24 protein-coding genes are annotated in these 23,201 nt (G+C 67.3%); 3 read left to right on the forward strand and 21 right to left on the reverse strand.

Features of this window, described 5'->3' with window-relative positions; translation table 11 throughout:
- Positions 1–157 precede the first annotated feature (157 nt).
- Positions 158–547, forward strand: coding sequence for a hypothetical protein (locus tag ACPTTF_RS00160; RefSeq protein ID WP_166964004.1), 390 nt, complete (start codon positions 158–160; stop codon positions 545–547).
- 255 nt (positions 548–802) lie between these two features.
- Here the strand turns inward: ACPTTF_RS00160 and ACPTTF_RS00165 are convergent, their stop codons facing one another.
- From ACPTTF_RS00165 to ACPTTF_RS00245, 17 genes are all read right to left on the reverse strand, one after another.
- Entirely contained in the window at positions 803–3,829 is a 3,027-nt protein-coding gene (locus ACPTTF_RS00165; RefSeq protein WP_423369951.1) for a type III restriction-modification system endonuclease, read from the reverse strand.
- Entirely contained in the window at positions 3,829–5,847 is a 2,019-nt protein-coding gene (locus ACPTTF_RS00170; RefSeq protein ID WP_423369952.1) for a site-specific DNA-methyltransferase, read from the reverse strand. The genes ACPTTF_RS00165 and ACPTTF_RS00170 overlap by 1 nt, the downstream gene beginning before the upstream one ends.
- A gap of 336 nt (positions 5,848–6,183) precedes the next feature.
- Positions 6,184–7,314, reverse strand: a complete 1,131-nt coding sequence (locus tag ACPTTF_RS00175) for a porin (protein WP_423369953.1) — start codon at positions 7,312–7,314, stop codon at positions 6,184–6,186.
- Between the two features lie 286 nt (positions 7,315–7,600).
- Positions 7,601–8,278, reverse strand: a complete 678-nt coding sequence (locus ACPTTF_RS00180; protein ID WP_047851516.1) for a response regulator — start codon at positions 8,276–8,278, stop codon at positions 7,601–7,603.
- A gap of 12 nt (positions 8,279–8,290) precedes the next feature.
- Positions 8,291–9,658: a sensor histidine kinase gene (locus tag ACPTTF_RS00185; protein WP_166964049.1), complete on the reverse strand. Its 1,368-nt coding sequence runs from the start codon at positions 9,656–9,658 to the stop codon at positions 8,291–8,293.
- Between the two features lie 88 nt (positions 9,659–9,746).
- Positions 9,747–10,604: an ABC transporter permease gene (locus ACPTTF_RS00190; RefSeq protein ID WP_166963995.1), complete on the reverse strand. Its 858-nt coding sequence runs from the start codon at positions 10,602–10,604 to the stop codon at positions 9,747–9,749.
- A 29-nt stretch (positions 10,605–10,633) separates the two neighbouring features.
- Positions 10,634–11,431, reverse strand: a complete 798-nt coding sequence (locus tag ACPTTF_RS00195; protein WP_040142661.1) for an ABC transporter ATP-binding protein — start codon at positions 11,429–11,431, stop codon at positions 10,634–10,636.
- 115 nt (positions 11,432–11,546) lie between these two features.
- Positions 11,547–12,551 carry an ABC transporter substrate-binding protein gene (locus ACPTTF_RS00200; protein WP_166963994.1) on the reverse strand — a complete coding sequence of 335 codons (1,005 nt, stop codon included), beginning with the start codon at positions 12,549–12,551 and terminating at the stop codon, positions 11,547–11,549.
- Between the two features lie 165 nt (positions 12,552–12,716).
- Positions 12,717–13,499 (reverse strand): flagellar biosynthetic protein FliR, encoded by a 783-nt coding sequence (gene fliR / locus ACPTTF_RS00205; protein WP_166963992.1) that lies wholly within the window; start codon positions 13,497–13,499, stop codon positions 12,717–12,719.
- A gap of 29 nt (positions 13,500–13,528) precedes the next feature.
- Entirely contained in the window at positions 13,529–13,801 is a 273-nt protein-coding gene (gene fliQ / locus ACPTTF_RS00210; protein WP_166963991.1) for a flagellar biosynthesis protein FliQ, read from the reverse strand.
- A 20-nt stretch (positions 13,802–13,821) separates the two neighbouring features.
- Positions 13,822–14,583 (reverse strand): flagellar type III secretion system pore protein FliP, encoded by a 762-nt coding sequence (gene fliP, locus ACPTTF_RS00215; RefSeq protein WP_166963989.1) that lies wholly within the window; start codon positions 14,581–14,583, stop codon positions 13,822–13,824.
- Positions 14,584–14,619: 36 nt separating this feature from the next.
- Positions 14,620–15,177: a flagellar biosynthetic protein FliO gene (fliO, locus tag ACPTTF_RS00220; RefSeq protein WP_166963987.1), complete on the reverse strand. Its 558-nt coding sequence runs from the start codon at positions 15,175–15,177 to the stop codon at positions 14,620–14,622.
- Positions 15,174–15,665 carry a flagellar motor switch protein FliN gene (gene fliN / locus ACPTTF_RS00225; RefSeq protein ID WP_166963986.1) on the reverse strand — a complete coding sequence of 164 codons (492 nt, stop codon included), beginning with the start codon at positions 15,663–15,665 and terminating at the stop codon, positions 15,174–15,176. Before fliN ends, fliO begins: the two co-directional genes overlap by 4 nt.
- On the reverse strand, positions 15,658–16,656 hold the full coding sequence (gene fliM, locus ACPTTF_RS00230) for a flagellar motor switch protein FliM (RefSeq protein ID WP_166963984.1): 999 nt from the start codon (positions 16,654–16,656) through the stop codon (positions 15,658–15,660). The genes fliN and fliM overlap by 8 nt, the downstream gene beginning before the upstream one ends.
- Before the next feature lie 22 nt (positions 16,657–16,678).
- The gene (gene fliL / locus ACPTTF_RS00235; RefSeq protein WP_208102196.1) at positions 16,679–17,179 is read right to left on the reverse strand and encodes a flagellar basal body-associated protein FliL; all 501 of its coding nucleotides are present in this window, start codon (positions 17,177–17,179) and stop codon (positions 16,679–16,681) included.
- Positions 17,180–17,425: 246 nt separating this feature from the next.
- Entirely contained in the window at positions 17,426–18,148 is a 723-nt protein-coding gene (locus ACPTTF_RS00240) for an LrgB family protein (RefSeq protein ID WP_166963981.1), read from the reverse strand.
- A gap of 13 nt (positions 18,149–18,161) precedes the next feature.
- Positions 18,162–18,638 carry a CidA/LrgA family protein gene (locus tag ACPTTF_RS00245; protein ID WP_166963980.1) on the reverse strand — a complete coding sequence of 159 codons (477 nt, stop codon included), beginning with the start codon at positions 18,636–18,638 and terminating at the stop codon, positions 18,162–18,164.
- Between the two features lie 138 nt (positions 18,639–18,776).
- Between ACPTTF_RS00245 and ACPTTF_RS00250 the strand changes: the two genes are divergently transcribed.
- Positions 18,777–19,703, forward strand: coding sequence for a LysR family transcriptional regulator (locus ACPTTF_RS00250; protein WP_166963978.1), 927 nt, complete (start codon positions 18,777–18,779; stop codon positions 19,701–19,703).
- Between the two features lie 23 nt (positions 19,704–19,726).
- Here the strand turns inward: ACPTTF_RS00250 and ACPTTF_RS00255 are convergent, their stop codons facing one another.
- The 4 genes from ACPTTF_RS00255 to ACPTTF_RS00270 all read right to left on the reverse strand — a co-directional run bounded on the left by ACPTTF_RS00255 (position 19,727) and on the right by ACPTTF_RS00270 (position 22,701).
- Positions 19,727–20,113 (reverse strand): type II toxin-antitoxin system VapC family toxin, encoded by a 387-nt coding sequence (locus ACPTTF_RS00255; protein ID WP_122944031.1) that lies wholly within the window; start codon positions 20,111–20,113, stop codon positions 19,727–19,729.
- A complete protein-coding gene (locus ACPTTF_RS00260) occupies positions 20,110–20,358 on the reverse strand; it encodes a type II toxin-antitoxin system Phd/YefM family antitoxin (protein ID WP_027788747.1) in 249 nt (82 codons plus the stop codon). The genes ACPTTF_RS00255 and ACPTTF_RS00260 overlap by 4 nt, the downstream gene beginning before the upstream one ends.
- Positions 20,359–20,469: 111 nt before the next feature.
- The gene (locus ACPTTF_RS00265; RefSeq protein ID WP_423369954.1) at positions 20,470–22,032 is read right to left on the reverse strand and encodes a DHA2 family efflux MFS transporter permease subunit; all 1,563 of its coding nucleotides are present in this window, start codon (positions 22,030–22,032) and stop codon (positions 20,470–20,472) included.
- A gap of 177 nt (positions 22,033–22,209) precedes the next feature.
- The gene (locus ACPTTF_RS00270) at positions 22,210–22,701 is read right to left on the reverse strand and encodes a MarR family winged helix-turn-helix transcriptional regulator (protein ID WP_166963974.1); all 492 of its coding nucleotides are present in this window, start codon (positions 22,699–22,701) and stop codon (positions 22,210–22,212) included.
- A gap of 174 nt (positions 22,702–22,875) precedes the next feature.
- Here ACPTTF_RS00270 and ACPTTF_RS00275 point away from each other — a divergent pair, with 174 nt between their 5' ends.
- Positions 22,876–23,160 carry a multidrug ABC transporter ATPase gene (locus ACPTTF_RS00275; protein ID WP_166963973.1) on the forward strand — a complete coding sequence of 95 codons (285 nt, stop codon included), beginning with the start codon at positions 22,876–22,878 and terminating at the stop codon, positions 23,158–23,160.
- Positions 23,161–23,201: the final 41 nt, after the last annotated feature.

Consider the following 23,201-nt stretch of genomic DNA (forward strand, 5'->3'; position numbering starts at 1 on the left):
CCGCACCCGCCTGCTTCGTTTCCCGTTCACACACGATCCTGATTGATCCGACGAATGCGCGTCGCGCGCATCGTTACGATCATTTACAACGTCGGGTGGCGCGAATGGCGCGCATTCCTAGAATGCAGTCACACAAACGCACAACAGGGAGCACAAGATGAAACATCGACGATATCTGTCCGTACTGACGGCCGCGCTGCTCGCGCTCGGCACGGTTTCCGCGTATGCGGCAGCCGGCGGTAACGGTGGTGGAAATGGCGGTGGAAACGGTGGCGGCGGTCACGGCGCAGGCGGTTTGGGCGGCAATGCCGGCGGCATGTCGGGCGGCCATATGAGCGGCGAGGCGCTGAGCAACTCGAACGGCATGCACGCGGGCGACCGCGACAAGGGCCTGTCGCGCGCGGCTGACCGCTCCGACACGATCGCCGATCGCGCCGGCGTGCAGCCGGGCCATGGTCACACGCACGGACATGCACACGGCCACACCACGCACGCGTCGACGTCCACCCATCATTCGCGTCACCACGCATTCGGCCGCACGCTCTAAGCGCGGCACGCAAACGTGAAGGAAGGGCGCTTCGGTGCCCTTTTTTCATCGTGGCAATGCAACGCGGCTGTCGCGCGAAAACATCGTGCCGACCCGATTTGCAACCAGCCGTAACCGCGCCGCGAAGGCGCGCGAATACGGATCGCTTACGGGCAGTTAACAGACAGGAAACCGGCGCGAGGCGCGCGCATCGCAAGCACGCGCGGCCGCGTCGAAAAGCCGACAAAAAAGGGCGGCTCATCGCCGCCCTTCGTCTTACCGCCCGGTGCCCGCCAGCGGCACCGCAGGTTCGAACAGCGCGTCCGCCTGCCTGACGCGCACGAAGCACGCCGCGCCGTCACCCTCCACCAGCGCCCGGAAATGCGCTTCGCCGCACGCGAGCTTCGCACGCTCGTGTTCGCTCGGCACGTGGCCGTCCGCATTCGGCGTATCGACGACGAAGTACAGCCGTTCGCCGCCGTCCTGTTCCGCGAGCACGGCCCAGTCCGGGTGATAGCTGCCGAGCGGTGTCTGCACGCGGAACCATGCGGGCAGCTTCGCGTACAGCTTCACGCCGTCGTGCGCCTCGAGCGCATCGGCGAACGCGCGCTCCGCATCCGTCTCGCACACGACCGCCTCGTGGATCGACTTTTGCGCATCGGGCCGCAGGTTGCGCAGATAACCGGTCAGCGCCTCGCTTTCGAACGATTCGAGCGCATGCACATGGCGCTCGCCGAGCTTGCGGTACGCGATGCCCGCGACGAGCGCGAGCCGCTTGCAGCGGTTGATCGCATCGGCCGCAACCGAGATGAACTGCTGCGGATTCGCGCGAAAATCCTCGAGCCGGCCGCTGTCGGCCAGGATCGTCGCGAGCGACCGGCGCGTGAGCTGCGTGCGGTCCTGCAGCTCGGTGAGCAGGTCGGGCAGCGGCAGTTCGCCTTCGTCGAGCAGCACCGTGCCGGCGCCGGCCACCTCGATCGCCTCGATGCCGGCCTTGCCGATATCGATCTCGGCCTTGCGCCACTGCAGCCGCGCGCGCGCGATGTCCGGCGCGTCGTGCAGCGCGGCCGCGCAGTCGCGCACGAGCTTCGCGTTGTCGAACTCGACGCGGTACACGGTGCGATGACGGATGCGATCCCACAACGCGCGGAATTCCTCGCCGAACACGACGGCCTTGCCCGACGCATCGCGCCGCAGTGCAATCGCGCGGCGCTCGTCCGCGTTGCGCACGGCAAAGCGGCCCGACAGCTTGCGCAGCGTCGCGACGATCGGCGCGCGCAGCACCTCGAACGCCTCGGGCAGCACCAGCGCGCTCTGGCGCAGCGCATCTTTCAGCCGGTCGAGCACCTTGCCCTGCGCGTCCACGTAGCCCTGCTCGTGCAGGTGATTCCACAGCACGCGCGACAGCTCGACGCCGAGCGCATGCGCGGGCGCATCGCCTTCCTGCACGGGCAGCGCCGCGAACTGGTGTTCCTCGACGATCCCGAAACGGATGCCCGTATCGGCCTCGATTTCCTTCTGCAGGTTCTCCGCGAACGACTCGTAGCGCTCGGTCGCGATCACGGTCAGCGTGTTCACGCCCGCGTCGCGCACGCGTTCGCCGTCCTGGTCGACGGCGAGGCGCAGCCCGCGGCCGAGCGTCTGGCGGCGCTCGCGCTCGGTCTGGATGTCGCGCAGCGTGCAGATCTGGAACACGTTCGGGTTGTCCCAGCCTTCCTTCAGCGCCGAGTGCGAGAAGATGAACTTCAGCGGCGTGTCGAACGACAGCAGCGCTTCCTTCTCGCGCATGATGAGGCCGTACGCGCGTTCCGCGTTCTCGCGGGCCGCCGCGCTGCTCTCGCTCGTGTCGGTCCAGCCGCCCTTGCGGTCGATCGAGAAGTAGCCGTTGTGTGCGCGCCCGACCTCGAGCGCCACGTCGACGCCGTCGAACAGCGCACGATAGGCCGGCACGCGCGCCGCGCGCGCATATTCCTCTTCGAAGATCAGCGCGTAGTCGCCCTTCGCGGGCATGCCGTTCTCGTCGTAGCGGCGATAGCGCTCGACCGAATCGACGAAGAACAGCGACAGCACCTTCACGCCGCGCTCCGCGAGCCGCAGCTCCTTGTCGAGATGCTCGCGGATCGTGCGGCGGATCATCTCGCGTTGCACGGCGAGCGTGTCGATGTCACCGAACGCTTCGCCGAGCGACAGGAACGCCTCGCCTTCCGGATGGCGCAGCTCGACGTATTCGGCGCCCTTCACCGCATGCACCTCGCCGATCCGCAACCCCGCGTACAGCGCGCGCTTGGTCAGGCGTTCGAGATCGTCGCCGTCGGTGGCCGTCACGATCTGGCGCTTCACGCCGGCCGCCGTCGCGACGTCGAGCTCGACGCGCGCGCTGATCGTGCCGCGCCGGTTCGACACGCCCACGAGCCGCACATACGGCTTGTTGTGCGCATCCTCGACGATCGCCGACGCGATCTCGATCTGCTTGACGAGCTTGCGCTCGTACGCGTCGACCGCGTCGAGCCGGTACACCATGTGGTGACGGTCGACGTGGGTGGCCGAATAGCGCAGCGTGCAGAGCGGCGCCATCGCGGCGAGCGCTTCGCGGCCACGGCCTTCGAGCCCGCCGTCGACGCTTTGCGGCTCGTCGACAATCACGATCGGCCGCGTCGCGCGGATCAGGTCGATCGGCTTCTCGCCGCCGGTCTTCTCGCTGTCCTTGTAGAGGTTGTTGATTTCCTTCTTGTTGATCGCGGCCACCGTCATCACCATGACCTGGATCGCCGCGCTCGCCGCGAAGTGGCGCACCTGGCCGAGCTTCGCGGAGTCGTACAGGAAGTAGTCGTACGGCACGCCCGCGTACAGCGCGCGGAAGTGATCCTCGGTGATGGACAGCGTCTTGTGCACGCCTTCCTTGATCGCGATCGACGGCACGACGATCACGAACTTCGTGAAGCCGTAGCGGCGGTTCAGCTCGAAGATCGTGCGCAGGTACACGTAGGTCTTGCCGGTGCCGGTCTCCATCTCGACGGTGAAGTCGCGCGAGCCGGGCAGGCCGGACGGCGGCAGCCCGCCGCGCAGCTGCACGTCGGCGAGATTGCGCGCGAGCGCGTCGTCGGTCAGCGACAGCCGGTTGCCGACGCCCTGTTCCGACACCGCGAAGCCGAGCGAGCCTTGCGCCGCGGCCGTCGTGCCGGGCGCGGCGTTCGCGAGCACGCTGAAGTCGCCGCGATACGATTCCTGGCCGCGAAACAGGTCGCAGACGGCGTCGATTGCGTCGCGCTGGTAGTCGAGATCCGCTTCGAAATGCAGCCGCATCACAGGCTCCGCACGCGCTTCACGCCGTGCTGTTCGAGCAGCGCGGCGAGATTGAGCTTCGCGACGTCGTCGACGAAGCCGCTGTCGCGGAACAGGCACGTGACGTCGTGCGTCGTGCCGGTCGCATCGAGCAGGTCGACGATGCCGTCGGCGAGCGGGCCCGCGTCGTCGCGCGCGATGTGTGCATCGAAGCACGCGACGATCGAGCGGCCAATCAGGTGCACGGCCTTGCCTGCCACCTGGTGATGCTCGACCGGCGTGCACAGGTCGAGGCCGAGCTTCAGCGTCAGCTCGGCGAGCAGGTCGTCTTCGGTGCGGCCGGTCTTCACGTGCTCGACGGACGCGAAGAGCGCATGGTCGAAGTCGTCGCGGCGCGGGTCCCACTCGATCACGTTGGTCGTGTCGAGCCGGTACACGCGGAAGCCGAGGTCGCCATAGCTTTCCGGGTAATCGCGCGCGACCTGCTGCGCGGCGCGGCGCAGGCGTTCCTTGGTGACTTCGGCGAGCGTCAGCGGCTTTTTCAGCTTCGCGCAGAAATCGGCAGCCGCGAGCTGCGTCTTGTCGCGGCGGTCGAGCGCTTCGGGCAATTGCACGAGCACGTAGCGGCGCGCGCCGCCGTCGGTCGCGTTCACCTGCATCACCGCGTGGCCGGTCGAGCCGGAGCCCGCGAAGCAGTCGAGCACGATGTCGTCGCCGCGTGTGCACCAGCCGATCACGGCCGCCGCGAAATCGACCGGCTTCGGCAGGTCGAACGGGATCCCGAGCGTCTTGAGCAGCGCGTCGTCGGAGCCGGCGAACGGCAGGACCGACGGCACGTTCTCGTACATGTTCTCGTCGAGGTAGTAGATCCGCTGCGGCTGCGTGGTTTCATCCGCGCCGAATTCGATCTGGCCGCGCTCGATCAGCGCCTGCATCGTCGCGGGCGGGTTGCGCCAGCCGCGCGCCGGCATCGCGCACGGCTTGCCGGTGACCGGGTGGATCAGCGGCGTGAAATACTCTTCCGGCGCCTTCTTCTTGTTCGGCCAGGCCATCGACACGAGGCGGTACACGCGGCCTTCTTCCGACAGCCGGTCGTACATCACCTCGCCGCCGGACAGGTTGGTCTGCGCCTTCATCCACGCGCGATACGCCTTCTGCGCGTCCTTCGGGTTGCCGCTGCGGTACACGGCGTCGTGCGCGGCGTCGAGCATGCGCTGCGCGTTGCGCTTCGGGCGCTTGAGCGGCGCCTGTTCGAGCAGCGTCTCGGCGTTGCGCGCGAACAGCACCAGCGATTCGTGCTGGTACGCGACGCCGCGTGCGTCACCCTTCGGGTTGCGTTTGTCCCACACGGCCACGCCGAGCTCGTTCTCCTCGCCGAAGATCTCGCGCAGCATCAGCACGAGCGCATGCACTTCGTGCTCGTCGATGTGCACGGCGATCAGCCCTTCGTCGGACAGCAGCGCATGCGCGAGCTTCAGGCGCGGATACATCATGTTCAGCCAGTCGGTGTGGAACCGGCCGTTCGCCTCGGTGTTGGTGCTGCGCTTCACGCCGCCCTGGGTCTGCCCGGTCATCGCCAGGTAGTGGCGGATGCTGTCGCTGAAGTCGTCCGGATAGACGAAATCGCTGCCCGTGTTGTACGGCGGGTCGATGTAGACGAGCTTCACCTTGCCCGCGTAGCTCTTGTGCAGCAGCTTCATCACGTCGAGGTTGTCGCCCTCGATCACGAGATGGCGCGTGTCGTCCCACGCGACGCTGTCGTCGGGGCAGGGCCGCAGCGTGCCCGTCGACGGCGTGAGCGCGGCCTGGCGCGCGCTGCGCTTGCCATGCCAGTGGAAGCCGTAGCGTTCTTCGGCGTCGCCGACCGTGCGTTCGCCGATCAGCGCCTTCAGCACGTCGACGTCGACCGACGCGCCGCCGGGGCCTTCGGTCACGAGTTCGGGGAACAGCGCCTTCAGGCGCGCGACGTTGTCGGCGGTGAAATCCGTCGACATCGCCTGCGGGCTGGCCGCATCGAGTTTCTGCATCGTCTTTTCCATCGGAGCCCGGCCGCGCGCGCCACGACGTCGGGCGTGCTCACGGCACCGGCGGCAATGGCCGCCCGGGCAAACCCGAAACGCTATCGAGTCGGTCGGCGCAGGTCAAGCGCCGATGTGGGCCGATCGTGCGGGCATCGGCCGCGATCGCCCGCCCCACGGGCCGCAAGCGGTTTCGGGCCGGTTGTCGCATGGCCGGCCGGCGGCCGCCCGCCGGGCATCCGCGGGGCACTCCGGAACAGACGAAAAAAAGGGCACGGTCGGCGCCAAGCGCCGGCGTGCCCGCATGGAGAATCCCGGATGGAGGGTACGGCGGGGCCCGACGGGCCCCGCTCGGGGTCAGAAACGCGTGCGGATGCCCGACGTCAGTTCGAGCTGGTTCTTCGCGCCGAACGTCGTCGACACCGTGTAGCCGCCGTGCAGCTTCATGTAGTCGCCGGCCAGGTACACCTCGGTGCGCTTGCTCAGGTGATAGAACACCGACCCGTAGATCGTCTCCTTGAAGCCGTTGCTGACACCGTTGGTCAGGCTGAACGCACCGAGGTTCGCGTTCGGCGTGAAGCCGTCGGAGTTGTTCGCGGCGTTCTTGATGCGCATTTGCTGGTAGCCGAGCTCGTAGTCGAGCGCGCCCTTCGGCGCGATCTTCATCGACACCGTCCACGAATCGTCGTGACGCTGGCCGAGCGGGCCCTGGTCGCCGTTGTAGCGGAAATAGCCGGCATTCAGGCGCACGATGTCGAACGTGTAGTTGCCGCCGACCGAGAACGTCTGGTTCGTGAAGCCGCCGTTGTTCACGTGGTTGTAGAAGCCCGACACGTTGAACGGCCCGCCGTTGTAGCCGAGCGCGACCTGGTACGCGGAGCCGGTCGCGAACTGCGTCGAGTTGCTGAACTGGTAGCCGGCGCTCGCGAAGATGCCGTTGCTGAACAGCTTCTTCCACGCGATGCCGTTGTTGTAACGCGTGCCGGTCGGGCCGGCCGCGTAGAAGATCATCTGCTTGAAGTTGTTCGAGTTGGTCCAGCCGCCTTCCTCGGTCGAAAGCTTCGCGGTGCCGTACGGGTCGCCGTAGATCGCCGCCGCGTCGCGCGCGATGGTGTTCTGGAAGCCGGCCGTCAGCTTGCCGAAGCGATCGTCCTCGACGCCGACCCACGCATCGCGGTCGAAGATCTGGCCGCTGTCTTCCATCTGGCCGTTCGCGACCACGAATTCGCTTTCGAGGCGGAAGATGATCTTTGTGCCGCCGCCGATGTCTTCGGCGCCGCGCAGGCCCCAGCGGCTGCCGCTGAACCACGGCTCGCCTTCGTTGCCCATGCCGATCACGTGATTGCCGTTCGCGTCGGCGTGGGTCCGGTAGGTCGGAAAGCTCAGGTCCATCAGGCCGTAGAGCTGCACGCTCGACTGCGCGTGCGCCTGGGTGCCGGCGCACAGGCCAGCCGCCGCGATGGAAAGGGCAAGGGTTTTTCGTTTCAAGATCGTCTCCTCCGAGCTGCCGCATTGAAATCTGGTCGTTGGCAGTACGTAATGTATGCCGACTCTTGCCGGCCACAGCGAGAGGGCCGACGCATAGCATCGTAGAGGGTGCAATCCTTCACGACGCTTTCCCGGGCGCAAGAATCGGATCGGTGAAAACACCGAACGCGCAACAATCACGAATCGGGCAGGCGCGCGAAGGCGGGCCTGCCGGGCATCCGGCTAGTGTCACACACGTTTCGTGCTACGAATCGACGTGCCGTTCCCGGCGACGGGTGAGCGAGCGTCAGTCCTGCGCGCTCTTCATGCGCAGGATGTAACCCAGCCCGCGCAGCGTGATGATCTCGGCCGTGCTGCCCGCGAGATGCTTGCGCAGCCGGTGGATGTAGATGTCGATCGCGTCGGCGCTCGGCTCGTCGTCGAGCGCGAACACGCTGTCCATCAGGCGTGCCTTCGATACCGTCTTGTTCTGCTGCAGCATCAGCGTTTCGAGGATCGCGTGCTCGCGGCGGCGCAGCGCGAGCACCGTTTCGCCGCAGCGGAATTCGCGCGTGCCGAACGCATAGACGAGATCGCCGCACACGAGCTGCGTCGTGCCGACCCCGGCCTGCCGGCGGATCAGCGCGCGAATCCGGGCGACCAGCTCGCGCGATTCGAACGGCTTCACGACGTAATCGTCGGCGCCCGCGCCGAAGCAGTCGACCTTGTCGTCGACCGAGCCGTGCGCGGTCAGCATCAGCACCGGCACGTTGTCGTTGCGGCGCCGCAGTCGCGCGAGCACTTCCTTGCCGCTGATGCCGGGCAGGCGCATGTCGAGCAGCACCGCGTCGTAGCGTTCGGTCTTCAGCACCGTGTCGGCGCGCTCGCCGTCGCCGACGGAGTCAACCGCGAAATCCTCGCCGCGCAGCAGGTTCACGATCCAGTGCGCGAGTTCGGCGTTGTCTTCGACCAGCAGGAGTTTCATGGCGACTTCTCTTCAATCGTATGCGGGCAGCCGCACGGTCACGACAATACCGCGATTGCCGGCCCCCGGCGCGAGCGACGCGCTGCCGCCGTGTGCCTGCGCGATCTCGCGGACGATCGCGAGCCCGAGGCCCGAGCCTTCGGTGTCGGCCGCCACGCGGTAGAACCGCTTGAACACGTGCGGTCGCGCTTCGGCCGGGATGCCGGGGCCGTTGTCGACCACGTCGAGCACGATCGCGTCGCCGTCACGGCGTGCGACCACCGTCACGCAGCCGCCCGGCTGCGTGTAGCGCACTGCGTTGTCGACGAGGTTCATCACCAGCGCGGTCAGCAGGCTGTCGCTGCCCGCGACGTCGAGCCGCTCGCCGAGATCGGCACCGAGGTCGATATTGCGCCGCTGCGCGAGCACGATCGTTTCCTCGAGCACGCTCGACACCACGGCCGCAAGATCGACGCGCTGGGTCAGCAGCGTCGACGGCGTCGCCTCCGCATGCGCGAGCAGCAGCAGCTTGTCGGTCACGTCGGCCATCTTGCGGCTGCTGCGCTGCATGCTGTCGAGCACCGACGCGAGCTCCGGATCGTCGTGCCCGCGCCGCTGCGCGTACTGGATCTGCGTGTCGAGCACCGCGATCGGCGTGCGCAACTGGTGCGCGGCATCCGCGATGAAGCGGCGCTGCGTGGCCGTGTGCATGTTCAGGCGCGCGATGCACTGGTTGATCGCATCGACGATCGGCCGCAGCTCGTTCTGCAGCCGCTCGGGGCGAATCGGCTCCAGCTCCATCGGCCCGCGATCGGCCACGTCGTCCTTCAGCTTCAGCAGCGGACGCATCTCGAAGGTGAGACCGAGGTACACGAGCCCCATCGCGAGCATCAGCATCAGCGACAGGCGCACGAGCTGCGGCCGCCAGATCGTCGCGACCATCGCGCGGTGCGAGCGCGTCGTCTTCGCGACGACCACCGTGACCGTCTCGACCCGTCCCTCGTCGTAAAGCTGGCGATCGTAGGCCACTGCGCGCAGCGGCACGCCATCGAGCGACGCGTCGTACAGCGTCGGCTCGACGCCGTGCCGCGCGGGCACGTCGAGCGCCGGCGTGCCCGCGAGCAGGCGGTCGTGCCCGTCGATCACCTTGTAGAACACCGAATCGCCCGACGGCGATTCGAAGATCTCCAGCGCGGCCGGCGGCACGTCGGCGACCGGCAGCCCGTTGCGCCATTCGATGTCCTCACCGATCGTGCGCGCGGACGCGACGAGCGCGCTGTCCTGCACGAGCGCGGCCGTGGTCCGCGCGGTGTCGTACGACATCGCGCCGGCGATCAGCATGAACACCGCGAGCGGCAGCAGCAGCCACCACAGCAATCGCCCGCGCAGGCTGTGCGCCATCCTGTTGCGCTCCTTCTCCGAAATGCCGAACCGCGCCGGGAGCGCCGGCGCGGTCGGAAGTGTCATGTCAGGCGTCCGTCTGCGGCGTTCAGAACGCCGCGGGGCGCCACTTCAGCAGCCGCTTCTCGAGCCAGGTCAGCAGGTAGTCGGCGGCCAGCGCGACCACCGCCAGCACGATCATCGCCGCGAACACGCCGCTCGCGTTGAACGCGCCCTGGGCGGTGGAGATTAGCAAACCGATGCCCTGCTTGGAACCCAGGAATTCGCCGACGACCGCACCGACCAGCGCGAAACCGAAGCTCACGTGCAGGCTCGCGAGAATCCACGAGAGCGCGGACGGGATCACGACCGACGTGGTGATCTGCCGGCGCGACGCGCCGAGGATCTGCGCATTCGCGATCAGGTAGCGGTCGGCTTCGCGCACGCCCTGGAACGCGTTGCCGAACACGACGAAGAACACCATCACGACGGCCAGCGCGATCTTCGACGCCATCCCGAGGCCGAGCGCGATCACGAAGATCGAGCCGAGCACGACGCGCGGAATCGAGTTCGCGATCTGGATGTACAGGCCGAACACGTCGGACATCAGCTTGTTGCGGCCGAGCACGATCCCGCAGATCACGCCGGCCACCGAGCCGATCAGGAAGCCGATCGTGGTTTCCTCGAGCGTCACCCACACCTGCGTGAGCAGCGGCCCTTGCGACGTGCCGTTGACGATCCAGTCCTGGATCTGCGCGAAGATCAGCGTCGGCTGCGAGAAGAAGAACGGGTCGATCCACTTGAGCCGCGCGGCGAGTTCCCAGCCGCCGAGCACGACGACGAGCACGGCGATCCGCAGGCCGATGATCAGTTGCCGGCGGCGGCGCAGCCGGGTTTGCGCGGCGCGCGACTCGTCGTCGAGCGACTTCGCCGGAATGGCGGTGGGGGGAAGCGTCATGTCGGTCATGCTCCTGTCCTATCCTGTCCTTGCTGCCGTCAGCCGATCTGCACTTCTTCGCGCAGGTCGTGCCAGATGTCCTTGGAAATTTCGATGAAACGCGCGTCGTAGCGGATCTCCGACGTGACGCGCGGGCGCGGCAGGTCGATCTCGTACACGCGCTTGAGCGTCGCGGGGCGCGCGGTCAGCACGAACACGCGGTCGGCGAGCGCGATCGCCTCCTCGAGATCGTGCGTGACGAACACGACCGAGCCCTTGTTCGCCGACCAGAGCTGCAGCAACTCGTCCTGCATCAGCGTGCGCGTCTGCATGTCGAGCGCGGAGAACGGCTCGTCCATCAGCAGGATTTCCGGCTGGTTGATGAAGGTCTGCGCGAGCGCGACGCGCTTCCGCATCCCGCCGGAGAGCTGGTGCGGGTAGTGCTTCGTGAACTTGTCGAGGCCGACCTTGCGGATCCATTCCTCGGCCTGCGCATACGCGACGTCCTTCGAGCGGCCGCGAAACAGCGGGCCCGCCGCGACGTTGTCGATCACGTTGCGCCACGGGAACACGGCGTCGGCCTGGAACACGAAGCCGATGCGCGGATCGATCCCGTCGACCGGGCGTCCCATTACGCGCACTTCGCCCGACACCGGCTTGAGCAGCCCGGTGATCAGGTTCAGCGTCGTCGACTTGCCGCAGCCGGTCGGCCCGACGATCGCGATGAACTCGCCGCGCGCGACGCTCATGCTGAAGTCGCGCAGCGCGACGGTGGCCTTGCCTTCCGGCGAAATGAAGCGGCACGACACGTTGCGAAACTCGATCGCCGGTGTGCTCGGGGAGACTGCCTGGTTCATCGCATTCGTCCTGCGGGTGAGGAGGGCGTCGCATCGTGGCGACGCCGGGCCGGTCAGCCGGGCCGGAACGGGGAACGCACGGCGGCGGGATCGCCGCCGCCGGCGCCGCAGCGCGTTACTTCGCGTTCACGAAATCGTTCGTGAAGGTGCGCGCCAGGTCGATATGCTTGCCCTTCACCGACGGGTTGAACGCCGACAACACCTTCAGCACGGTGGCCGGGCCGTCGGCCGGCATCTTGCCGTCGGCCGTGTACATCGGCAGCGATGCCTTCAGCGCGGTCAAGTACAGCGCCTTGTCCTTCTGGTAGTCGGCCGGCATCTTCGCGGCGATGTCCTCGGCGCTGTGCGTATGGATGAACTGCATCGTCTTCGCGAACGCGTGCGCGAGCTTGGTCGCCTCCGCCTTGTGCGAATCGGCCCAGGCCGACTGCACGTACAGGCTCGCGGCCGGGTAGGTGCCGCCGAGCGCCGCGCGCGTGCCGTCGACGGTGCGCATGTCGACCAGCACCTTCGCGTCGCCCATCTTCTCGAGCGCGGAGACCGTCGGCTCGGTCGTCATCCCGGCATCGATGCGGCCCTGCTTGATCGCGGCGATGAAGCTCGCGTCGGCGCCGACCGGCAGCATCGTGTACTGCGTCGACGGCACGCCGTGCGCCAGCGCGAGGTATTGCGTGAGGAAGCTGGTGGACGAACCGAGGCCCGTCACGCCGAGCGTCTTGCCCTTCGCGTCGGCCATCGACTTGAAGGTCGGCGCGGCCTTGGTCGACACCATCTCGACTTCGCCCGGCACCTGGCCGAACACGGCGATCGCCTTCACGTCCTTGCCCTTGCTCTGCAGGTCGATCGTGTGGTCGTAGAAGCCGACGACGCCCTGCACGGCGCCCGCGAGCAGCTCGTTCTCCGCGTCGACGCCGGCCGGCTGCGACAGCAACTCGACGTCGAGCCCTTCGGCCTTGAAGTAACCGAGTTCCTGCGTGAGCCGCGCGGGCAGGTAGATCAGCTTCGCGATCCCGCCGACCATGATCGTGATCTTGCCGCCGTCGTCGGCGAACGCGGGGTGAGCGGCGAGCGCGCAGCTCAGGCTGGCTGCCACGGCGAGGGTGCGCAGGATGGGTCGCATCGGGTCGTCTCCGTTCGTTGTATTCGTCTGGCGCGATGCTTGCTGCATCGTCACGACGAGTATAGGGAGGCGAAACCTTCCGCTACCTTTCGCGGGCGGGCGATTCCTTTAGGGGTTTTCCAGCAACGGGGGGCGGAACGGACGGGCAAAGGGGGCGGGATGCGCTCACCGCCAGCCGATCAACACCCGCCCCATCGCATCGACCCCCATGTCGAACAGGTGCGACACGAACGGCACGAGGTTCGGGATCATCAGTTGCACGAGCAACAGCCCGACGAGCATCGTGACGGGAAAGCCGACCTGGAACACGCCGATCTGCGGTGCCGCGCGGTTCAGGATGCCGAGCGCGAGGTTCGCGATCAGCAGCGCCGCGACCACCGGCAGCGCGAGCAGCAGCCCCATCTCGAACACCGTCGCGCCGAATGCGGCGAGCGTACGCCAGCCGGGCGCGTGCAGCAGGTCGGCCGACACCGGCAGCGACTGGAACGATGCAGCGAGCGCGGCGAACACCTGCAGGTGGCCGTCCATCGCGAGGAACGCGAGCATCGCGACCGCGTTCAGGAAGCGGCCCATCACGGGCGTCGCACCGCTCGTGTGCGGATCGAAGAAGGTGGCGAAGCCGAGCCCCATCGACAGCCCGATGAAGTCGCCGGCCGCCTCGACGGCCGCGAACACGATCTGCATCGTGAAGCCCATCGCGACGCCGATCAGGAACTGCGTGACGAGGATCCAGATGCCCTGCGCGGAGAACATGGTGACGTCCGGCATCGCGCCGAGCGTCGGCGCGACGACCAGCGCCATGAACGCGGCGAGGCCGATCTTCACGCGCATGGGCACCGACGCGTGACCCACGACGGGCGCGGTCGCGACGAGCGCGAGCATCCGCACGAACGGCCACAGGAACGCCGTGAGCCAGCCGTTGAGCTGCGCGTAGGTAACCGAGAACATCGCGGCCGGATCGTGCGCGTGCGCGCGGTTCAGCCGACGCCGAGCGTCGCGACGTGCAGCAGCGTCTGCCGCAGGTAGTCGAGCATCGTCGTCATCATCCACGGGCCGGCGATCACGAGCGTCGCGGCGACCGCGAGCAGCTTCGGGATGAACGACAGCGTCGCCTCGTTGATCTGCGTCGCGGCCTGGAACAGGCTCACGACGAGGCCGACCACGAGCGCGACCAGCAGCAGCGGGGCCGACAGCAGCAGGCCGACCATCATGGCCTGGTGCGCGAGGGTCATCACCTGTTCGGGCGTCATCGTGCGTTGTCCTCCGCGGCTTACGTGAAGCTCTGCGCGAGCGAGCCGATCAGCAGCTGCCAGCCGTCGACCAGCACGAACAGCATCAGCTTGAACGGCAGCGACACGGTGGACGGCGACACCATCATCATCCCCATCGACATCAGCACGCTCGCGACGACCATGTCGATGATCAGGAACGGGATGAAGACCGTGAAGCCGATCTGGAAGCCGGTCTTCAGCTCGCTCGTGACGAACGCAGGCACCAGCAGCGACAGCGGCACGTCCTCGGGGCCCTGCATCGGCGCGGCCTTCGAGATCTTCGCGAACAGCGCGAGATCGGTTTCGCGGGTCTGCTTCAGCATGAAGGTCTTGAACGGCGCGATGCCGCGCTGCACGGCCTGCTCCATCGGCATCGTGCCGTCGGAGAACGGCTTGTAGCCGTCGTTGTAGGCCCGGTCGAGCACCGGCGACATCACGAAGAAGGTGAGGAACATCGCGAGGCCGACGAGCACCTGGTTCGGCGGCGTCGTCGAGGTGCCGAGCGCCTGGCGCAGCAGCGACAGCACGATGATGATGCGCGTGAAGCTCGTCATCATCAGCATCATCGCCGGCAGGAACGACAGCATCGTGAGCAGCAGCATCGTCTGCACGCTCAGCGAATAGGTGGTGCCGCCGTGCGGGCCCGGGCTCGCGTTGAACGCGGGCAGGCCGTTCGCCTGCGCGCACGCGAGCGCGGGGGCGAGGCAGAGGATCAGCACGGGCGCGAAGCGCGCCGCGCGATGCAGGAATGCGTGTTTCATCGGAATGCGGGGTCGGAAAGAGGGCGCGGCGCCATGTCAGCGGTCCTTGCCGCGACCGAGGCGCTTCGCGGCTTCGCCCGCGAGCGCGTCGCGAAACCGCGAGCCGAACGTGCCGGGCAGGCCGCCTTCGGAGGGCGCGGCGCCGGCGGGTGCACCGGCCGAGGCTGTCGTCGCGGTAGCCGCTGCCGAACCGGCCGGCAGCGTATGCAGCAATCGCACGTTGCCCGGCGCGACGCCGAGCACGAGCCAGGTGTCGCCGATCTCGACGATCGTCGCGCTTTCCTTGGCGCCGACCGCGACGCTCGACACGACCGTCAGCGGGCCGCCGCGGCGCACGTGCTGGAAGCCGAAGCGGCGCGCGAGCCACGCGCACGCGAACACGAGACCGATCACGACCGCGAGCCCGACGAGTGTCTGCAGCACCGCGCCGATGCCGAGCGACGGCGCGGCCGAGCCGACCGTCACGCTCGACGCGATCGCCCCGGCGTTGTTCACCGCGTTCATGTCGGCGGCGAAGGCCGGCGCGCACGCGAGCGACGCGGCGACGGCAAGCGCCGCCGCGATCGCACGGCGGCCGGGCGTCGCGAAACTCATCGATTCAGCTTCCGGATGCGTTCGGCCGGTGTGATGATGTCGGTCAGGCGGATGCCGAACTTGTCGTTGACGACCACGACCTCGCCCTGCGCGATCAGGCAGCCGTTCACGAGCACGTCCATCGGCTCGCCGGCCATGCCGTCCAGCTCGACCACCGAACCCTGCGCGAGCTGCAGCAGGTTGCGGATCGCGATCTTCGTGCGGCCGAGTTCCACGGTCATCTTGACCGGGATGTCGAGAATCATCTCGATGTCGTTGTGCGTCGAGCTCGCCGCGGCCTTCGACAGCGGCTGGAACACGCCGGCGCCCGTCGCGCCCGGCTGCACCGGCTGCTCGTTCTGCTCGGCGAGCGCGGCCGCCCAGTCGTCCATGCCCGGATCTTCTTCCGCCGCGGCCGGTGCCGCCTGCGCGGCGGCAGCCGATGCCGCGAGGGCCGCGTCGGCCATCGCTTGTGCGTCGTCCTCGGGCGTCTGGTTCAGCTCACTCATATCCACCTTCCTTCATCGAATCGCCCGCGCTGATCATCTTCTGCACGCGCAACGCATATTGACCATTGAAAATTCCGTAGCCGCATTCCATCACCGGCACGCCGTCGACCTTCGCGGTGATCGTGTCGTCAATCTCCAGCGGCAGCACGTCGCCCGCGCGCAGGTTCAGGATCTTCTCGAAGTTCGACGAGATCTCGGCGAGATTCGCGGTCAGCTCGACCTCGGCGGCCTGCACCTGCTGCGACAGCACGCGCACCCAGCGGCGGTCGACTTCGAGCGCCTCGCCCTGGATCGGCGACGCGAGCACGTCGCGGATCGGCTCGACCATCGAATACGGCATGCAGATGTGCAGCGTGCCGCCCGTCGGCCCGAACTCGATCGAGAACTGCGTGACGATGACGATCTCGTTCGGCGTCGCGACGTTCGCGAACTGCGTGTGCATCTCCGAGCGCACGAATTCGAACTGCAGCGGCCGCACGCTCTTCCAGGCGGTCGTGTAGTGCTCGAACACGAGGTTCAGCAGCTTGCCGATGATCCGCTGCTCGGTGGCCGTGAAGTCGCGGCCCTCGACGCGCGTGTGAAAGCGCCCGTCGCCGCCGAACAGGTTGTCGACGACGAAGAACACGAGGTTCGGGTCGAACACGAACAGCGACGTGCCGCGCAGCGGCTTCACGTGCACCAGGTTCAGGTTCGTCGGGATCGGCAGGTTGCGGGTGAACTCGCTGTACTTCTGCACCTTCACCTGGCTGACGGAGATTTCCGCCGTGCGCCGCATGAAGTTGAAGATGCCGATCCGCAAGAGGCGCGCAAAGCGGTCGTTGATGATCTCGAGGCCGGGCATCCGGCCGCGGACGATCCGCTCCTGCGTCGCGATGTTGTAGGGACGGACGCCCGATGTGTCGCGCTGCTCGTCGACTGCATCGGTTTCGCCGGTGACGCCCTTGAGGAGGGCATCGACCTCCTCCTGGGACATGAACTCCTGGTGGCCCATACGCGCTCCTTTCGCGGCCGCGTTACTGGACGACGAACTCGGTGAACAACACGTCGTCGACCTTCGCGCGCTGGTTGCCCGGCTGCGTCGGCTGCTCGATCAGCTCCCGCAGTTCCTTCGCGAGCGAACGTTTGCCGTCCGGCGTCGCGAGATCCTCGGGATGCTTGTTCGACAGCGCGAGCAGGATCCGGCTGCGGATCTCCGGCATCCGCGCGGTCAGTTGCTCCTGCGCCTTCGCGTCGGTGAGCTTCAGCGACAGGCCGACGCGCAGGTAGTGCTGCGCGCCGTCGTCGGACTGCAGGTTCACGGTCAGCGGGTCGAGCGGGAAGAACACCGGCGCGGCGAGCGGCGCCGGCTCGGCGGGCGCGCTCGCATGGCCGACGCCTTCCTTGCTCAGGAACACGTACATGCCGCCGGCGGCGGCGGCGGCCGCACCCAGCGCGATGACGGCGATGAGTGCGATGCGCTTGAACTTGCCGGACGAAGCCGGCTTGTCGGCGGTCGGGTTTGCGGTCGTGGCCATGTGAATGCGTGCGTGATGTCTCGTAGCATGCATTGTTCGGCATCCGGGCCGGGCCCGATGGGCGGAAAAGAGGGGGGATTTGCGGCTATCTCAGCCGATTGTCGGCCGGGCGTCGGCTCGATGCAGGGTAGGAACGGCGGGGGAAAGCAACCGGGGCCGGGGCGGGGGCGGCAAGCCGGCGCTCCGTCAGGCGGGAAAGGCGAGGCGCGGTGGGGAGGGCGGGCCGTGGCGCCCGCCCGAACATCGTCAGATCGGCAACAACGACAGCAGCGGCGCGATCAGCACCATCGCAACGCCCGCGATCATCATCGTGAGGCTCGACACGACGCCTTCCTCGCTGCCGATCTCGCGCGCCTTCGCGGTGCCCACGCCGTGGGCGGCCGCGCCGAACAGCGCGCCGCGCGCGAGCCGCGTGCGCATCGGCACCAGCGCGAGCACGATCTCGCCGAGCAGCATCCCGCAGATGCCGGTCGCGATCACGAAGAGCGCGGTGAGGTCCTTCGGCGCATGGATCTTGTCGGATACGGCGAGCGCGAACGGGGTCGATACCGAGCGCGTCATCAGCGAGCGCTGGAGCTCGGGAGACAGGTGCAGCAGCTTCGCGAGCAGCAGCGAGCCGCACACGCCCGCGCCGATCCCGACCGCGACGCCGACCGACAGCGACAGCCAGTGGCGGCGGATCAGGTCGCGATAGTCGTAAATCGGCACCGCGAACGCGATCGTCGCCGGGCCGAGCAGCCACATCAGCCAGCGCGTGTCGCGGAAGTAGACCGAATACGGGGTGCCGGTCAGCAGCACGAGCAGCACCAGTACGCCCGGCACGAACACGAGCGGCGAGAACAGCAGCGTCTTCTTGTACGCGTAGAGCCGCTTCGACGCGAAATACAGCGCGACCGTCAGCACGAAGCAGCCGACGGAGATCGCGGTATTCACCTGGTCGGCGGACAGGCTCGACAGCAACGGAAACATCGCAGGCTCCGGCTCAGTGGGCGGACACGGTGGCGAGGCGCGCGCGGCGGCGTTCGGCGAACACGCGCTGCGCGGCGAGCCGGCGCTCGAGCTTCGCGGCGAGGTCGACCGCGACGGCCACCGCGACCATCACGAACGCGGTGCCGGCGAGCATCACCAGCGCGATGCGCCAGCCGTCCTCGCGGAACAGCCCGCCGTACTGCACGGCCGCGACGGCGGCCGGTACGAAGAACAGCAGCATGTCGGACAGCAGCCAGTTCGCGCCGTCCTTCACCCACGCGGGCGCGACACGGCCGGAGAACAACAGCACGAGGAGTACCGCGAGGCCGATCACGCCGGACGGAATCGGCAGCCCGACCTTGCGCACGACCCAGTCAACGGCCATCCACAGCACGCCGAGCGCGGCGGCCTGCAGCACGATCCGGCCCGTGTGCGCGAGGCTGCCCGAAGCGGCGGGGCGGTCGGCGAGTGCGGCGGTCGGCTTGGTCATGGCGGGCTCCATACGGATATTGCGTCGATGGTGTGAGTATAGGGTTTCCCCTAACCATAAATAAAATGACTTGTCTCTATCCTTGTCATTCCAATTCGGAATTCATTTTGATTGCTGCACCAACTTGGGGAGTCATCGATGGAATTGCGCGCGTTGCGGTACTTCGTCGAGGTGGTTCGCCAGCAGAGCTTCACGGCGGCCGCCGACAAGCTGTTCGTGACCCAGCCGACCATCAGCAAGATGGTGAAGGCGCTCGAGGACGAGATCGGTTCGCCGCTGCTGCTGCGCGACGGCCGGCAGATGGTGCTGACCGACGCGGGGCGGATCGTGTTTCAGCGCGGCCAGGACGTGCTCGCCGCGCAGGCGCAGCTGCAGTCGGAGCTGAACGATCTCGGCACGCTCGGGCGCGGCGAGCTGACGATCGGCATCCCGCCGCTCGGCGGCTCGCTGTTCACGCCGATCATCGCCGCGTACAAGCAGCGCTACCCGAACATCGAGCTGAAGCTGTTCGAGCAGGGCGCACGGATGATCGAGGCCGCGCTGACCTCGGGTGAGCTGGAACTCGGCGGGCTGCTGGAGCCGGTCGATCCCGGCACCTTCGAGCGGCTACCGATGGTGCGCGCGCCGTTGTGGCTCGTCGCGCCGCGCGAGTCGCGCTGGGAGGATCACGCGGCCGTGCCGCTCGCGGATCTCGCGCGCGAGTCGTTCGTGTTCTACGCGGAAAGCCTCGCGCTACACGACGCGGTGCTGGACGCGTGCCGGCAGGTCGGCTTCACGCCGTCGATCGTGAGCCGCAGCGGCCACTGGGATTTCATGGCCGCGCTCGTACATGCGGGGGTCGGCATCGCGCTGCTGCCGGAGCCGTATTGCCGGCGGCTCGACGCGGGCCAGTTCACGTGCCGGCCGATCGTCGAGCCGGAAATCACGTGGGCGATCGCGCTCGGCTGGCTGAAGAAGGGGTATCTGTCGCATGCGGCGCGCGCGTGGCTCGACGTCGCGCGGGCGACGCTGCCGATCGCGCCCGGCGACGACCTGGCGTTCGGCGGGTTGCGGGCGAGGGAGTGACGCCTGGGCGATGCCCGGTGCAATCAGACGTGCTTGATCGGCCCCGGATAGCGGGCGACGGTATGGTCGTGCGTGAGCAGCGTAATGCCTTCCGAGATCGCCTGCGCGACCAGGAGACGGTCAAACGGATCGCGATGGATCGACGGCAGTTGTTCGACCGCAAGTGCGTGCGCGCTCGTGATCGGCAATTCCACATAGCCGACATCGAGGAGATTGCGGCGAAGCACGTTTGGGTCCACCTGGAAATCGTCGCGATCCAGTCCGCGCTTGATGACGATCTCCCACAGGCTCGCAACGCTGAAAAGCGGGGTGCAGGCGGGATCCTCGATGAGCGCACTGGCGCGGGCGGGCAGCTCGGCCGCACCGGCTGCCGCCCAAAGAAGCAGGTGTGTGTCGAGCAGCAACTTCATGCGTCACCCTCGAACAGCTTGCCGATTTCGTCGCTCCCCATCGTGTCGAAATCGTCCGGAACACGGATCTGCCCCTTCATGAAGCCGATCCGGCTCGGCCGGACAGGATCCGGCGTATCGATCGGAACCACCTTGACGAGCGGCTTGCCCGCTTTCGCGATCACGAACGGTTCGCCGGCATGAACGGCTTCATCGATCAAACGCGACAGGTTCGTCTTTGCGTCGTGCATGTTGTAGGTATGCATCGCATTCTCCAATTGAACTAAGTTCAAATATTTTGTTAGCTTAGTTCAATTGAGAAAAGCAAGCAAGGCCAGCCCCTCCACCGAGTGTGCCAGCCCACAGTCCTGCCGATTTCAGTGCCCCATCGCCGGCCCCGCCCCCTTCCTCGGCTTCGTGATCCACACGAGCGCCGCGAGCGCGCCGAACATGAACGCCGACAGCAGGAAGAAGTCGTTGGTCGCCATCATGAAGCCCTGCTGCGTGACGAGCTGGTTGAGCTGCGCGTTGGCCGTCTGGCCGACGATGCCGAGCTGCGACAACGCGCCCTGGTAGTCGGTCGTGCTCTGCGCATACACGCTCACCGATTCCGACAGCCGCGCGTGGTGGTAGATCGCGTCGTTCTCCCAGAAGGTCGAGCTGGCCGCGGTGCCGATCGCGCCCGACAGCGTGCGCAGGAAGTTCGACAGCCCCGACGCGCTCGCGAGCCGCTCGTCGGGGATGCTCGACAGCGTGATCGTCGTCATCGGCACGAAGAAGCACGCCACGCCGATCCCCTGCACGAGACGCGGCAGGATCACATGGTTGAACGGCACGTCGAGCGTAAACGTCGAGTTCCAGATCGACACGCCGGCGAACACGATGAACGCGAAGCTCGCGACCATCCGCAGGTCGAGCCGGTGCATGTTGCGGCCGATCAGCGGTGACAGCACGAGCGCGAGCAGCCCGACCGGCGCGGTCGCGAGGCCGGCCCTGCCCGCCGTGTAGCCCATCACCGTCTGCAGCCACAGCGGGAAGATCACGACCGAGCCGAAGAACGCCATGAAGCCGAACGAGATGATCATCGCGCCGAGCGCGAAGTTGCGGTCCTTGAAGAGCGACAGGTCGACCACCGGCTCCTTCTCGGTCGCCTCCCACACGAGCATGAACGCGAGCGACACAACCGCGATCAGCGCGAGCGCGACGATGAACGACGAATTGAACCAGTCGCGGTCCTTGCCGAGGTCGAGCATCATCTGCAGGCACGACACGCCGATCACGAGCAGCGCGAGGCCGATCGCGTCGATCCGCTGCTTCGACGTCTTCGTTTCGCGGCCGCGCAGCAGGAAATACGCGCAGACTGCCGAAAATATCCCGATCGGCAGGTTGATGTAGAAGATCCACGGCCACGTGTAGTTGTCGCTGATCCAGCCGCCCAGCAGCGGGCCGAAGATGGGCGCGACGATCACCGTCATCGCCCATAGCCCGAGCGCGAGCCCGCGCTTCGCGGGCGGGTAGCTGCGCATCAGGATCGTCTGCGACAGCGGCACCATCGGCCCCGACACGAGGCCCTGCAGCAGCCGGAATGCGATCAGCGTCTCGAAGTTGGTCGCGAGGCCGCACAGCGCCGACGCGACCGTGAACGCAAGCACCGACAGCGTGAACAGGCGCACCTCGCCGACCCGCCGCGCGAGCCAGCCGGTGAGCGGCACCGCGATCGCGGACGCGACCGAGTACGACGAGATCACCCAGGTGCCTTCGCTCGTCGCGACGCCGAGGCTGCCCGAGATGGTCGGCACCGCGACGTTCGCGATCGACGTGTCGAGCACTTCCATGAAGGTGCCGAGCGCAAGCCCGACAGTGAGCAGCGCGAGTGCGCCGCCGGTGAGCGGCGCGGGTTGAGCGGCGGGGGAGGCGGCGGATGCCGTGGTGGCGGACATCGGAATCTCCTAGACGCGGCGCGCGAGACGCGCCGGCACAACGCACGGGTGTGCGCCGCAGCGCAGCCCGGCCGGGTGGAATGGATAAAGGGAAAAGGGGAGCGCGTGCCCTGTCATCTTCTGCCCAGACAGATAAATAAGCGAATGCTTAACCTAGACATGGGGCCTCCGCGCATATCAGCAGTCCGCTTCGTCGTCGGGTTTCGGGCAACCGGTCGTGCCGGGCCCGTTGGCGATGAAGCGCTGCAGCAGGCCGATGAGCGTCGCAAGCTCGTCGGCCGAGAAACCGTCGAGCTGCGCGTTGAGCGCGGTCGCGATCAGCGACGGCAGCGCGCGGGCGGCTTCGGCGCCGCGCTCGGTCAGCGTCAGCTCGATCATCCGGCGGTCCTGCTCGCTGCGCGAGCGGGCAATCAGCCCTTTGCGTTCGAGCCGGTCGAGCATCCGGGTCATCGACCCGCTGTCGTACGACATCTTGCGCGACAGCTCGAACGGCGTTCGCGCATAACCGCGCGACAGCAGCAGGATCACGCCGACCTGCTGTGCTGTGAGGTCGAGCGGCTCGAGCGCGCGGTCCATCCGCTCGACGAGCGCCTGCTTCGCCTTCGACAGGTAATAGCCGAGGCTCGTTTCCAGCGCGATGTTCTCGGGATCGTAGAGGCCGCCGGTCATGCGATTGCGCACACAGCAATAGTGCGTTTCGGATTTAAACGCGCCCAGTATCTTGAAAATTGATTGCTTAGTCAATATTATTTGAGACTACCAGTTACGACGTGCATGTTGCACTGCCGGAGACGATGTTCTGACCGATTCGCCCGCGCTGCCGGGCACCCGAGGATGTTCGCGATGCTGTTCCTGAAAAATGCCGCCGGCGCGCTGCGCCGCAACCTGACCGATACCGCTCACCATGTGTTTTCCGGGCCGCACCGCGGCTGGAAGATCGCGCTGTACGTGACGATGCTGGTGGTGCCCGGTGGCTCGCTCGCGGCACTCGGGCTCGCCTGGTTCGATCATCGCCGGCAGCGCAACGCGAAAGACGGTGCGCGCCGCACGGGCCAGCCGGCCGCGACGGAGCCGTCGACATGGCGGTCCGCCGCCGAACCGCTCCCGCTGCCCGCGCGCTGCCACTGACGGCGCGCTTTCCCAGCTTTCCCCGCCTTCCTGACTGTCCC

The sequence above is a fragment of the Burkholderia crassaminum genome (genome assembly GCF_964265005.1).
Taxonomy (GTDB): Bacteria; Pseudomonadota; Gammaproteobacteria; order Burkholderiales; family Burkholderiaceae; genus Burkholderia.